Raw genomic sequence first — 13,818 nt, forward strand, 5'->3', positions numbered from 1 at the left:
TAGCTTATTCACTAACGATAGCGGCGCCCACAAGGACGAACGGCGATGACTCCACAAAGAGATGTACGTATTCGCCATACCAAGGATTTAACCTTCAGCCTGTTAACCCCGGAAGATGCCTTTGAACTGTTGGCGTTTGAGACCGCAGAGCGGGCGTGGTTTGAGCAGCATATCGAAGCGCGCAGGAAGCAGTTTTATACCCCGCATGGTGTGTCACAGCATATTGTTGAGTGTCTGGCACTCAATGCTCATGGGCGTATGAGCCCTCAGCTTATTCGCCATAAAGGCGTCATTATCGGGCTCGCCAATCTGCGTGATATTGATCAGGGCAGTGCTCAGGTCGGCTATCGCCTTGCTGAAAACGCCTGCGGGCAGGGAATCGCCCAAAAAGCGCTTCATCACCTGATGAAAGAGGCCCGCTGTATTTATGGTCTGGACACGCTGACAGCGACCGTTTCGGTTGAAAACAAGGCATCTCAGCGCGTGCTCGAAAAAGCCAAGTTCACATTAGTTGAAAAACTGTCGGCTTATTCTCACGTAGCCGATCAGCACCTGGAGTGCTTGGTGTATCAATGTGCGCTAAGGGAAAAGATTGAATGCCCGTAAGTTCAAGCTGTTCCCATACGGGCTGATCGTCTTTTGGTAAGTGGTAATAACGTGTACTAACCTTTAAACGCATTAATGGACAAACATTACGCCAACGGGAGGGTTTAACAATGCCTATGCTGAGCGTCGGCACGGAGCAGGGTACGCCGGTAGAGCTTTATTACGAAGTATACGGAGCAGGTAAGCCCGTGGTACTTATCCACGGCTGGCCATTGAGCGGCCGTTCCTGGGAAAAGCAGGTGCCCGCCCTGGTAGAAGCAGGCTACAAGGTTATTACTTACGACCGCCGTGGGTTTGGCTGGTCCACCCAGGCAGATGGCGGGTACGACTACGATACGCTGGCCGCCGACCTGAAAAAGCTGATTGATACGCTTGATCTTAACGATGCCACACTGGTGGGCTTTTCCATGGGCGGTGGAGAAGTGGCCCGCTATATTGGAAGCTACGGCACTGGCCGCGTGACGAAAGGCGTATTTGCCGCTGCCGTTCCGCCTTACCTGTATAAGGCAGATGATAACCCGGATGGTGGGTTGGATGACGCGACCATTAACGGGTTTTTGGACGGTGTTCGCGGTGACCGGATCGCATTTCTGGAAGACTTCACCAAGGATTTTTTCTCAACCTCTGATAACAGTGACTTAATCAGCGAGCCAAATCGACTCTATCATCGCGATATCGCCGCCTTTGCCTCGCCACTAGCCACCTATGAATGCGTCAAAGCGTTTAGCTATACCGACTTTCGCAAAGACCTGCCCAAAATCGACGTGCCTACGCTGATACTCCATGGCGACGGCGATCAAATTGTACCGTTTGAGGTCAGCGGCAAACGCGCCGCCGAGCTTTTACCTGAGGCGAAAACGCATATTATTAAGGGTGGCCCACATGCGATTAACGCAACTCATGCTGATGAGTTTAATAAAGTGCTGATCGATTTTATCAAGAGCTGATTAAACGATTATCTTGCCGTTAGCGCCGCCCCCGGGGCGGCGTTTTTAATGGCGGAGCATTAAAGCGCTAACACCAGGAGTTAACGATGAGTGACGCATCAGCGTTAAGAAAAGTAATGGCACCTACTGGCGTACTGCGCGCCACCATCAATGTCGGTAATCCTGTTATGGCAGGGCTTGATGTCGAGCACCAGCCGTTTGGTGTGTCGGTTGATCTGGCAACATTGATTGCACATAGACTGGAGGTCGAGCTTGAACTTCAGGTGGTTGCCTCTGCGGGTGAGGCCGTTGACGTTGTCAGCCGAGAGGAAGCCGATATGGGCTTTTTTGCGCTCGACCCCAGGCGCGGCGAGAGCATCGAATTTACCGCACCCTATGTATTCATTGAGGGGTGTTACCTGGTCCGTGAAGACTCTCCGATCACGGCGCAGGAAGAGGTAGATCGCCTCGGGCAGCGTATCGTGGTGGGTAAAGGCAGCGCTTATGATCTGTACCTAAGCCGCACCATTGAACAGGCCGAGCTGGTCAGAGCCCCCACGTCGCCCAAGGTGGTGGCGTTCTTTAGAGAGCATCAGTTGGATATCGCCGCAGGCGTTAAGCAGCAGCTGGAAGCCGGTATCGAAGAGTTTGGTGGCATGCGGTTACTGCCCGGCCACTTCATGACCATTCAGCAGGCCATGGGCGTTCCTAAAGGCCGCTCGCCCGAAGCGGCTGCATTTCTTTCCGCGTTTATTGAAGAAGTCAAAGCGCAAGGTGAGGTAGCCCGTTTGCTGGAGAAGCACGGTGTTCAAGGAGTCTCGGTCGCGCCCAGCGCTTAATGGACTGACGCCAGGCCGCTTGAGTAAGCGGCTTGGCGGATTGATGTTCTTCATCGTTGTTTCTTGGTATCAACCCTCAATCCACACATCAGCTTCTTTAAAGCTCACCTTCCAGGTAGCTAGCGTGACGCTGTCGTCTTCCACGCACTGGCCATCTTCCAAACGAAAGTGCTGCTTGTAAATGGGGGAAGCCACCACGGCGGCGCCCTTTATATCGCCCACAATGCCGTGGGCAATCACATTGGCGTTGGAAAACGGGTCGTGGTGATCAATCGCGTAAAGCTCACGCTCAAAGCCCGGCAAGTAAAATAGCGCGACTTGCGTCGGCCCCTGTGGTGTTTCAAGCCACGCAGCAACCCCGGAAAACGCGACTAGGTCGGTTTTGCTGCACAGTTTATGGCCGGTCGGTGCCTGTCTGCTTTGTGTAACCGTTGCTTGCTTCACTGCGGTAGCGGTCATGGAGTAGCCCTTTAAAGTGATGTTGGTTAGGCAGGCCGTAGCTGGCCGCGCTCACTGGTCATGATGATCGATGGGTCGGGGCGGCTATCGTTGACGTAGCTTCTAAAGCGCTTGAGCTTATCCGGGTCACTGATGGCGCCTGCCCATTCGCACTGATAGTTATCCACCACGGTTTGCATCTGGCGCTCCAGTTCATCACCCATGCCCAAGCTGTCGTTGAGAATCACCTCTTTCAGATACTCCAGCCCGCCTTCCAGGTTTTCCCGCCATACCGAGGTACGCTGCAAGCGATCCGCCGTGCGCACGTAGAACATCAGAAAACGGTCGATGGTGCGGTAGAGGGCTTCGTCGTCAAGATCGGTGGCAAACAGCTCGGCATGGCGTGGGCGCATGCCGCCGTTGCCGCACACGTAGAGGTTCCAGCCGTTTTCGGTGGCGATAATGCCGATATCCTTGCTTTGCGCTTCGGCGCATTCGCGGGTACAGCCTGATACGCCAAATTTGATCTTGTGCGGTGCACGAAGGCCCTTGTAGCGGTTCTCAAGTTTGATCGCCATGCCCACGCTGTCCTGCACGCCGTAGCGACACCAAGTGCTGCCCACGCAGGATTTCACCGTACGCAGCGACTTGCCGTAGGCGTGGCCGGTTTCAAAGCCAGCTTCGATCAGCTCGCCCCAGATATCAGGCAGGTCTTCCAGGCGTGCGCCGAACAGATCAATCCGCTGGCCGCCGGTGATCTTGCTATAAAGGCCGTACTTTTGCGCTACCTGACCCAGCACCACCAGTTTATCCGGTGTAATTTCCCCGCCTGCAATGCGCGGCACGACCGAATAGGTGCCGTTTTTCTGCATATTGGCCATGAAAGTGTCGTTGGTATCCTGAAGCGGGATATGCGCAGCGTCGGTAATCGGCTCGTTAAAGCAGGAGGCGAGAATGGAACCGACCGCAGGCTTGCAGATATCGCAGCCCAAGTGGTGGGTGCTAGGCGCGCCGTGCTTTTCGATCAACTCGCTGAAGGTCTTGATGCCCTCCACGCGCACGATGTCGTAAAGCTCTTGGCGGGTGTGCTGAAAGTGCTCGCAAATCGACTTGTCCACCTCAACGCCGCGTGCGGCCAGCTCATGATCCACCACGCTTTTCAAAAGCGACGCGCAGCCACCGCAGCCGGTGCTGGCGCGGGTGTCACCTTTCACGGATGCCAAGTCGCTGGCGCCTGCGTCAATGGCCGCGCAAATGCTGGCCTTGGTGACGTTATGGCACGAGCAGATCATTGCCGTTTCCGGCAGCGCGTCCGGGCCAAGTGCCGGGGCGGCGCCGCTTTGCGGCAAAATCAATGAGGCGGGCTCTTTGGGCAGCTCGATACCGTTGGCGTAATACTGAAGCAAGGTGTCGTAGACGCTGTTATCGCCCACCAGCATGGCGCCCAAGAGCTTCTTGCCGTCGCTTGAGACCACCATCTTGCGGTAAATCTGGGTAAGTGGGTCAAGGTAGCGAAACATCCGTGCGCCGGGGTTTTGAGTGCCGTGGGCATCGCCAATCGAGCCGACGTCCACACCCAGAAGTTTAAGCTTGGTGCTCATATCGGCACCGGTAAAAGAAGCATCGCCACCGGTGAGCGTCGAAAGCGCTGTCTTTGCCATCTGATAGCCAGGCGCCACCAGGCCAAAAATGCTCTGATTCCACAGCGCCACTTCGCCAATGGCTAAAATCGCCGGGTCGCTGGTTTGGCACTGATCGTTGATCACTACGCCGCCGCGCTCGCCGATCTCCAGGCCGCACTCCCGGGCCAGTTGATCACGCGGGCGAATACCCGCCGAGAACACGATCAGGTCGGTTTCCAGTATTTTGTCATCCTGAAACACCATGCGATGGCGGCTGGCTGCACCATCTTCAATGCGCTGAGTGGCCCGCTCGGTGAGTACCTGAACACCCAAGGCTTCGATTTTTTCGCGCAGCAGCTCGCCGCCCTCGCTATCCACCTGCATGGGCATCAGGCGTGGGGCGAACTCAATCACCGCGGTTTCCAGATTCAATCCGCGCAGTGCGTTGGCCGCTTCCAGACCCAACAGACCGCCGCCCACTACAACGCCGGTGGCCGCACTTTGCGCCGCCTCGCGGATGGCGTCCAGGTCGTCCAGCGTGCGATACACCAGGCAGCCTTCGCGATCGTTACCGGGAATGGGCGGCACGAAAGGGTAAGAGCCGGTGGCCAGTACCAGATGATCATAGGCGTAATGGCCGTGCTCGGTGGCTAGCGTTTTTGCCGCGCGATCGATGGAGATCACCGCTTCGCTGCTGTTGAATGTCACGCCATGGCTTGCGTAGTAGTCGGCATCACACAGGGCCAGCGCTTCGGCGTCGCGGCCCTTGAAGTATTCAGAAAGGTGCACGCGATCATAAGCACGATGGCGCTCTTCGCCAAACACGGTGACGTTCATCTGTGACAGGGCACCGTTTTCAACCAGCTGCTCGACCAGGTGGTGGCCGACCATACCGTTACCAATAATAATCACGTTGCGTTTAGAGGTGATGGACATGGCTAAGCTGCCTCCAGCGTCGATGAGGGAGTGGGTGGGGTATCAAGAAGCAGGGCGTTGGCATCGGCTTCACCAAACAACAACGCCTGGCGGCAGGCGCCCAGATCGGTTTTGGCTAGCGCCTGGGCGAAATACCAGGGGCCGGAATGGGTATCGCCATACAGCACGGCGCCTTCAAGCCTTCCGTTGCGCAGTAACAGGCGGCGGTAGTCGCCGTTTTCCGGGTCGCTGTAATGCAGTACTTCATGTTCTGGCGCGGCCTCCGTGGGGCCAAACGCGTAGAGGGCCAGGCCGCTGATTTTAAGCTTGGTAGCGGTTGGCGCCTCACGATAGCGGACGCTGCCATCGCCACACAGCGTGTTGGCTAACACATCTACCTGGCGCCAGATCGGCTCGACCAGGCCGTAGGTGTGCTGCTCGAACTGGCAACACTCGCCCAATGCATGAATATGCGGGTCGGAGGTAGTGAGCGTGTCATCAACCATGATGGCGCGCTGTGTAGCCAAGCCTGCCTGATGGCCAAGTTCTGCGTTAGGTGTAACGCCGGTTGCCACGATGACGCTTTGGGCAGGCAGGCGCTGGCCATCCTCCAGTACAACGGCGGCCAGGCTTCCCGCGCCGTCGTCTTCAAAATGGCTGATGCGTGCATTGGTTAAGATGGTCAAGCCACGTTGGGTAAGCGTCGTTTCTAGAAGCCCAGCGGCCATGCTATCCAGCTGACGATTCATTAACCGCTTACTTCGCTGTAGAACGCTGACGCTGGCACCCCGCTTGCGAAGCCCTTCAGCGGCCTCGAGCCCCAACAGCCCGCCGCCGACCACGACGCATTCCCCGCCCTGCAAGGCAAACTTTGCGAGCGTGTCGGCATCTTGCAGGGTACGAAACCCATGCACGCCGTTAAGGCCAATGCCGGGTACCTCGGGCAGCGTCGGGCGTGAGCCGGTGGCAATCACCAGGCGGTCATAAGTTAGCGTGCGGCAGGGAGTGACAACGCGCTGTTCTGCACGGTTGATCTCCAGCACGCATTCATTTAAGTGCAGGGTGATACCTTGCTTGGCGTACCACTGCGCATCCCGCAAGGTGAGGGCGCTAGGCGGCATTTCATCGGCGAGCAGTGGCGATAGCAGTATCCGGTTATAAGCGGGAGATGCTTCTGCACCAATCACCGTTATTTGCTGGGGTCGGTGAGGCAATTTAACGACCGCCTCTAGCAGACGCTGGCTCGCCATGCCGTTGCCGATAATGACCAAGTGATCATCAGACGAGCACCGAGAGATAGCGATCATGGGTTGCTCCTTACTGTTTCGCGCTTGGCTGCCAATACCTGTCTACAAAGACCTGGCTACAAATATCTGGCAGCGATAAATGCTGTCGTGGCGCAGCGCTGAAGAAAAAACAATAAAAAAGCCCCTGAGTTAGCGTCCCGGGCAAGTGGATTGCCAGGAAAACCGTATCAGGGGCTTCGTTGCCCGGTAGCTGAGGCCAAACCCGTTCGTGGGTTAAGCACAGAGCAGCCACCGTTGGCTGCCAGCTAGACTTGAATTTATCTAATCAGTACAGGGCAATTAATCAGCCAAACATCGCTCGTTATTTATTTTTATATTACTTATCAATAGGTTGATTTAAATAAATAGGTTGAAGAAAGCGCCTTTTCAGCCGCTTAAGCTCAGCCTGCGCACGCTCTTGGTGCGCTAAGCGGTAAAGATGCACCGAGAGTAGTCAGCGTTTGAAAATAAACTGTCTACACGGTCGGTCGAAAGATATTCTATTGTTTATTAACCTGCTGTTTAAGCTGGTATTTTTATTTTAATAGGCTGGTTGGCGCAGGCCTTGCTATTACCTTGGTAACAAGCAACAAAGCACAGACGGGTTTATCGGCACAATAAAATGCAGCCATCGAGTTTGACGGGCAAATAACAACGCTAACGCCATCAGACGACAGGCCATTAATAAATGTGTCCAATCCCAGCAGTGCGACATTCGGCACCGGTGCAGGTGTCCCTGAGACAACGGCGTCCAGGCAGGCTTCTTATGAGGCTCGCTTGGGCGCTTTTTGCTTTTTAAGCGGGAGGAAATCAGTATGTCCCAGGCCACACGCTCGGCTTGTAAAGCAAACACGACGTGCCCTTATTGCGGTGTCGGCTGCGGCGTAACCGCCACTGTGGCAGGCGGCACAATCAGCGCGGTTGAAGGCGACCGCGACCATCCCGCCAATTTTGGCCGGCTGTGTGTGAAAGGCTCGGCACTGCACGAAACCCTTGGCCACCATGACCGGCTCACCACGCCCTGGGTCGATGGCCAGGCCGTTGACTGGAATGTGGCATTAACCACCTTGGCAGAGCGGTTGCAAACGACTCGCGCAACTTACGGCGCAGAGTCCGTGGGTGCTTACCTTTCAGGTCAGCTATTAACCGAAGATTACTATGTGGCCAATAAGCTGTTTAAAGGCTTTTTAGGCACGCCGCACCTGGATACCAACTCGCGACTCTGCATGGCTTCTGCCGTGGCGGCGTATAAACGCTCGTTGGGCGCAGACGCCGTTCCCTGCAACTATGAAGATATTGAAGAGGCCGAACTGGTGGTGCTGGTGGGCTCGAATCTGGCCTGGAACCACCCGGTGCTTTACCAGCGCTTGAAGGTCGCCAAAACGCGCAATCCGCTGATGCGGGTGGTGGTCATCGACCCGCGCGTGACCGACAGCTGCGAAATTGCCGACCTGTACCTGGGCATCGCACCCGGCAGCGATGCGGTGCTGTTCAATGGCCTGCTGGCCTGGATGGCTGAGAATAACAAGCTGGATCAGCTCTATCTGGATCGTCATACACAAGGTTTCGACGAAGCGCTGCTGGCTGCGAGCCACTGCGACATTGATGACGTGGCGGCGATATGTGATATCGACCCTGAGCGGCTGGAGACCTTTTACTACTGGTTTGCCAGCCAACTCCATGTCGTGACGCTCTACTCCCAGGGCGTCAATCAATCCACCAGCGGTACTGATAAGTGCAATGCGATCATCAACTGCCACCTGGCTGGCGGCAAAATCGGCTTGCCGGGAGCAGGGCCTTTCTCGATTACCGGCCAGCCCAATGCCATGGGCGGGCGCGAAGTGGGCGGGCTTGCCAACCAGCTGGCCGCGCATATGGATTACCACACCCCCGGCGCCCTCGGCCGGGTCACCCGCTTTTGGGCGACGGAAATGTTAATGCCCGAACTGCCCCTGGCGCCTGGCTATAAGGCGATTGAGCTTTTTGACGCGGTTGAGCGGGGCGAAATAAAGGCGCTGTGGATAATGGCCACCAACCCGGCGGTCAGCTTGCCGGATGCCGCCCGCGTGCGGCGTGCGCTTGAAAAGTGCCCGCTGGTGATTGTGTCTGAATGCGCCAGCCATACCGATCTACTGGCCTACGCCGATATCATTCTGCCTGCGACTGGGTGGTCGGAAAAAGACGGCACGGTGACCAACTCCGAGCGGCGTATTTCACGCCAGCGTGGCTTGCTACCCGCGCCAGGCCAAGCGCGTCACGACTGGTGGATTATGTGCGAAGTTGCCAAGCGGTTGGGCTTTAAGGAGGCGTTTGACTATAGCCATCCCCATGAAATTTTTGACGAGCACGCGCGCCTTTCCGGCTTCGAGAATGAGGGGGAGAGCAAACGGCTCTTCGATATTTCCGGTTTGGCGGGGCTTGGGCGAGAGGCCTACGATGCGCTGGCGCCGATTCAGTGGCCGGTTACCTTTTCAGCGCCTCACGGAACGGCGCGGTTGTTTGAAGACGGTGAATTCGCCACGCCTGATGGGCGCGCCAGTTTCATCGCCATAACGCCTCGCCTGCCGGGGCAACGCTTGAGTGACGCCTATCCGCTGCGCCTGAATACCGGGCGTATTCGCGACCAGTGGCACACCATGACACGCACGGCACGTGCGCCCCGGCTGATGAATCATCGCCACGAGCCATTTATCGAACTCCACCCAAGCGATGCCGCGCGCTATGGCATTGGCGATCAGCAGCTGGCAGTATTGTCCGCCGCCAGCGGCGAGTATCGGGGGCGAGTGCGTATCTCAAACGCCCAGCGGCGTGGCGAGGTGTTTATTCCCATGCACTGGAGCGATGCGTTCAGTAAATCGGCGCGTAGCGGCGCCATGCTGGAGGCCATCACCGATCCCGTTTCAGGCCAGCCGGAAGCCAAGCACGGCGCGGTGGCACTGGCGCCGCTGAACACGGCTTGGGAGGCAACGCTGTTGATTGCCCAGCCATTAGGGGATAATAGTCAGGAAGTGCCCGCGTGGTGCAAAAGCGATTACTGGGCGCGCGTACCCATGCAGGGCTGTCAGCGCTGGCAGCTGGCTGATGCAAATCCGGTACATGACTGGCTGGCGCTACTCGCCACGTGGCTACCCGATGAGGCTAGTTTGTGGTGTGAAGACAGCGGTAAGGGTCGCCTGCGCGCTGCGGCTATTGTGCAAGGCAAGCTGCACTGGTGGTTAATGGTTGGCCCGCCGCGCGAATTGCCGGGGCTTGCCTGGCTTGAAGCACGTTTTAACGAAACAGCCATAAGTGATAAGCACCGGCGCCGGCTGCTGGCGGGGTGTGATGATGGCGCAGCGGATACCGGCCCTGTGGTATGCAGCTGCCACCAAGTGGGCCAAACGGCGATTGTTAATGCCATTCGTACCGGTGATAGCAGCGTGGAAGCCTTGGGTGCACGGCTTGCCTGCGGAACCCAGTGCGGTAGTTGTTTGCCTGAATTGAAGTCCCTGATTGAAGAGGAGCGTTCACATGCGCGTGCTAAGCAAGCGTCTACTACACAAGTGGCCTGAGGCTTTGATGTGCTTTACGCAGCGTGTGCTGTCGCCATTTCAGCGCTCCACGCGCAGCGCACCAAGCGTGCCTTCGCTTAAACTACGCGGCGATTGCACGGCCGGGCATGTGTATCTGGTCGGCGCGGGCAGTGGGGATATGGAGCTGTTAACGCTGAAAGCCGCGCGGCTGTTAATGCAGGCTGATGCTATCGTGTATGACCGTTTGGTAGGCGACGATGTGCTGGGGCTGGTTCCGCTTTCCGCCGAGCGCTACTACGTCGGCAAGGCCAGCGGCCATCACAGCATGCCGCAGGCGGAAATTGGCGCCTTGATGGTCAAACTGGCGACCGCCGGCAAATCGGTGGTGCGCTTGAAAGGCGGCGACCCCGGTATATTTGCGCGTATGGGCGAAGAGCTTGCCGCCCTGGCGGATGCCAATGTGCCCGCGCACATTGTGCCCGGCATTACTGCGGCGTCTGCCGCTGCCGCAAGCCTGGGGATTCCGCTCACCGACCGCGGCCACTCTCAGCAGTTGCGCTTTATTACCGCCCAGCTCTGCCGTGAGGGTGGCGCGCCCGACTGGCAAACCCTGGCCCGCCGTGATGAAACCCTGGTGTTTTATATGGGGCTTTCCAAGGTAGAGGCCATTTGTGCAGGGCTACGCCAGGCCGGGCTGCCCGATGAGTGGCCGATCATGCTGGTAGCCAATGCCAGCCTGCCCGAACAGCAGGCGCTGGTGGGTACGCTTAAAGACATGCCCCAACGCCTGGCGGACCATCCGCTGCCGTCACCTTGCGTGATTCTGGTAGGCAGCGTGGTCAGTATGGTGGCGAGCAGCCCCGCGAATGCGCTTGCCTCAGCGGGCATCATCGAAGCGGTCGACCCGGCGTAACGTCGGGAACAGGCGCATCCACAGGCCGACCACCGCCAGCGTGCCCACGCCGCCAATCACCGCGGCGGGCACCACGCCAAACCCGGCCGCCATACTGCCCGCGCGGAACTCGCCCAATTCATTGCTTGAGCCAATAAACAGCATATTGACCGCATTCACCCGGCCGCGCATTTCATCCGGCGTGGCTAGCTGAATCACGGTGGTGCGTACATAAACGCTGATCATGTCGGCCGCACCCGCCACCAGCATGGCAATCATCGATACCCAGAACAGGGTCGAGAACGCGAATACCAGATTCGCCAGACCAAACACGGCCACGGCGGCAAACATCACATGCCCCGCGCGACGCTTGATGCCGCGAACGCCAAGATAAAGCCCCATCAATAGCGCGCCCACCGCAATCGCGCTGCGCAATGCACCCAAGCCTTCCGGGCCCACGTGCAGGACTTCCTGAGCGTAAATGGGCAGCAGTGCCACGACGCCGCCCAGCAGCACGGCAAACAGATCCAAGGATATGGCGCCCAGAATAATCGGCTGATAGCGGATATAGCGAATGCCGGCAGAAAAGCGCTTCCAGGCGGTACTTTCTAGAACCTTGGCTTTCTCGACATAGCGCACCGGTACCAGCACCAGTAAGGCCAGCGCGACGATAAAGCACCCCAAGCACACGGCATAAGCCAGGCTGCCGCCGCCCACACTGTAAAGCACGCCGCCCAGCAAGGGCCCGCTAATCACCGCGACTTTCATGATCGAGCTATTCAGCGCAATGGCCTGAGCAAGCTGAGCGCGGGGCACAATATTGGGCAACATACTTTGCAGCGTCGGGCCGGTAAACGCCCGAGCACAGCCAAACAGAGCCAGCACGGCATAAAATTCAATAACGCTACCGTGATTGGCCTGGGCCAATAAAAGCAGCAGCGCGCTACAAATGCCCTGTACCGCCCAGCTGAGTTGCAGAATGCGCTTGCGCGGAAAGCGGTCGACCACATCGCCTGCGGGCAGCAGTAAAATCACCATAGGCAGAAACTGCGCAAGCCCCACGTAGGCCAGCGACATGGCGTCTCGGGTAATGTCATATACCTGCCAGGCCACCACAATGGCCTGAATCTGCATGGCAAACACTGCCGCTAATCGAGAAAGAAGAAAGCTTAGAAAGCCCGGTTGGCGATGAATGGGAAGCAGCGGGACATCGGTAGCGGCAAGCGTGTCGTTATCGGGGGGCATGGGCGGTATCTTGGTTATTAAAAGAATGTTAGCAAGCGAATTTTCATAATTCTATCGCTTATAGCGCCAAACATGGATCAAAAAGCCCGTACATTACGCTTGGCTAATGGCAAACCGGTTAAGGGCTTTTTTCAACCAGTGGTTGAAGTCACGCGGTGGCTGCCCCATGTTAATTAACACGCTATCAATAGAAAAGGATGTTAATGATGCAAAAAGTTATGCCTAACCCGGGTTTCGGTACTTTTCGCCTGGAAGGCGATACGCTTAAAGAGAGTATCCATGCGGCGCTTGAAGCGGGCTACCGTCATATCGACACTGCCCAGTTTTACGGTAATGAGAAGGGTGTTGGCGAAGCGATTCGTGACAGCAGCGTGCCGCGTGGCGACATCTTTCTGACCACCAAGGTGTGGCACGACAATCTGGCGCCGCAGCGCCTGAAAGAGAGCGTCGATGAAAGCCTAGAAAAGCTCGGCACCGATTACGTTGACCTGCTGCTGATCCACTGGCCATCGCCGGATAACGAAGTGCCGATGAAAGAGTATCTGGCCGCTCTCAAGGAAGTGAAAGCGGTGGGCAAGGCGCGCCATATTGGTGTATCCAACTTCACCATTGAACAGCTTGATAAAGCGGTGGAGATTTTGGGTAAAGGCGAAATCCTCACCAACCAGATTGAAGTGCATCCTTTCCTGCAAAACCGCAAGCTGGTTGAGCGCTGCGAGCATCACGGTATTCAGGTAACGGCCTTTATGCCGCTGGCGGTGGGCAAGGTAATGGACGATGCCACCCTCAAGCAGATCGCTGATGCGCATGGCGTAACGCCTGCGCAAATTGCCCTGGCCTGGGTTAATCAGCGCAACATGATCACGATTCCCTCATCCACCAAGGCACGTAACATTCAAAGCAATATTGCCGCGTTTGATCTTGTATTAAGCGACAGCGAAATGGCCGATATTGCCAAGCTTGATCGCAAGGAGCGCATCGCCAACCCTGACTTTGCACCTAAATGGGATGAGTGATTTTAAATGAGTGCCTGGGAACATTAGGCAGCTCATAATGTCCTAGCGGTGCCTGTTTCAGCAGGCACCGCTTTTATATGAAAGTTGTATAACTCCGCTTTACAGGAAGATTCCATGAAGCAAAAGATTCGCGACAACGCGCTCAAAGCCCAGCTACGCACGCCCATGTTCAAGATGCAGCAGCAAACGCCCAAAAGAGGTAAAGGCAGCTACTCCCGTAAAGGGCGCAAGGCCCAGCGGGGGTATCGCCAAGCCGCTTGATCAGGCGTTTTGGCAATGCTTTTGAAACCATATTAACGTCTTAATCTTTGTACAAAAACTGCTTACACTCGACTATACAGCGTTAAAAATCAGCTCAAGCGTAAGTCCGAACTCGGCTTCCCATCAAAATACTCATTTATGCGCGTAAAATCGCTTGAGAGCCCAGTCCGTTTCCGCTAATTTTTGCCTTGCCTTGCCTTGCCTTGCCTTGCCTTGCCTTGCCTTGCCTTGCCTTGCCTTGCCTTGCCTTGCCTTGCCTT

11 protein-coding genes are annotated in these 13,818 nt (G+C 56.8%); 7 read left to right on the top strand and 4 right to left on the bottom strand.

All coding sequences use genetic code 11. The features are described from left to right. Positions 1 to 45: 45 nt before the first annotated feature. The 3 genes from INT33_RS18715 to INT33_RS18725 all read left to right on the top strand — a co-directional run bounded on the left by INT33_RS18715 (position 46) and on the right by INT33_RS18725 (position 2,371). Positions 46 to 606 (top strand): GNAT family N-acetyltransferase, encoded by a 561-nt coding sequence (locus tag INT33_RS18715; RefSeq protein WP_193053450.1) that lies wholly within the window; start codon positions 46 to 48, stop codon positions 604 to 606. Between the two features lie 110 nt (positions 607 to 716). Continuing rightward, entirely contained in the window at positions 717 to 1,553 is an 837-nt protein-coding gene (locus INT33_RS18720) for an alpha/beta fold hydrolase (protein ID WP_193053451.1), read from the top strand. An 86-nt stretch (positions 1,554 to 1,639) separates the two neighbouring features. Further along, positions 1,640 to 2,371 (top strand): ABC transporter substrate-binding protein, encoded by a 732-nt coding sequence (locus INT33_RS18725; protein ID WP_193092693.1) that lies wholly within the window; start codon positions 1,640 to 1,642, stop codon positions 2,369 to 2,371. 69 nt (positions 2,372 to 2,440) lie between these two features. Here the strand turns inward: INT33_RS18725 and nirD are convergent, their stop codons facing one another. Genes nirD through INT33_RS18740 form a run of 3 tightly spaced genes read right to left on the bottom strand, consistent with a single transcriptional unit; the run spans position 2,441 to position 6,653 of the window. Further along, positions 2,441 to 2,830, bottom strand: a complete 390-nt coding sequence (nirD, locus tag INT33_RS18730; protein ID WP_193053453.1) for a nitrite reductase small subunit NirD — start codon at positions 2,828 to 2,830, stop codon at positions 2,441 to 2,443. Positions 2,831 to 2,856: 26 nt separating this feature from the next. Beyond that, the gene (gene nirB / locus INT33_RS18735) at positions 2,857 to 5,367 is read right to left on the bottom strand and encodes a nitrite reductase large subunit NirB (protein ID WP_193053454.1); all 2,511 of its coding nucleotides are present in this window, start codon (positions 5,365 to 5,367) and stop codon (positions 2,857 to 2,859) included. Between the two features lie 2 nt (positions 5,368 to 5,369). After that, positions 5,370 to 6,653 carry an NAD(P)/FAD-dependent oxidoreductase gene (locus INT33_RS18740; RefSeq protein WP_193053455.1) on the bottom strand — a complete coding sequence of 428 codons (1,284 nt, stop codon included), beginning with the start codon at positions 6,651 to 6,653 and terminating at the stop codon, positions 5,370 to 5,372. A 794-nt stretch (positions 6,654 to 7,447) separates the two neighbouring features. Here INT33_RS18740 and INT33_RS18745 point away from each other — a divergent pair. Both INT33_RS18745 and cobA read left to right on the top strand, forming a co-directional pair. Further along, positions 7,448 to 10,183, top strand: coding sequence for a nitrate reductase (locus INT33_RS18745; RefSeq protein ID WP_193092694.1), 2,736 nt, complete (start codon positions 7,448 to 7,450; stop codon positions 10,181 to 10,183). After that, positions 10,143 to 11,057 (top strand): uroporphyrinogen-III C-methyltransferase, encoded by a 915-nt coding sequence (gene cobA, locus INT33_RS18750; protein ID WP_193092695.1) that lies wholly within the window; start codon positions 10,143 to 10,145, stop codon positions 11,055 to 11,057. The genes INT33_RS18745 and cobA overlap by 41 nt, the downstream gene beginning before the upstream one ends. Here cobA and INT33_RS18755 read toward each other — a convergent pair. Next, positions 11,022 to 12,281, bottom strand: coding sequence for an MFS transporter (locus tag INT33_RS18755; protein ID WP_193092696.1), 1,260 nt, complete (start codon positions 12,279 to 12,281; stop codon positions 11,022 to 11,024). The genes cobA and INT33_RS18755 overlap by 36 nt on opposite strands. 197 nt (positions 12,282 to 12,478) lie before the next feature. Between INT33_RS18755 and dkgB the strand changes: the two genes are divergently transcribed. Together dkgB and arfA are read left to right on the top strand one after the other, a co-directional pair. Continuing rightward, complete coding sequence (gene dkgB / locus INT33_RS18760; RefSeq protein ID WP_193092697.1) at positions 12,479 to 13,297, top strand: 2,5-didehydrogluconate reductase DkgB; 819 nt, start codon at positions 12,479 to 12,481, stop codon at positions 13,295 to 13,297. 114 nt (positions 13,298 to 13,411) lie between these two features. Continuing rightward, complete coding sequence (gene arfA / locus INT33_RS18765) at positions 13,412 to 13,558, top strand: alternative ribosome rescue factor ArfA (protein ID WP_018917849.1); 147 nt, start codon at positions 13,412 to 13,414, stop codon at positions 13,556 to 13,558. Positions 13,559 to 13,818: the final 260 nt, after the last annotated feature.

This window comes from Halomonas colorata (assembly GCF_014897985.1).
In the GTDB taxonomy this organism is placed as follows: domain Bacteria; phylum Pseudomonadota; class Gammaproteobacteria; order Pseudomonadales; family Halomonadaceae; genus Vreelandella; species Vreelandella colorata.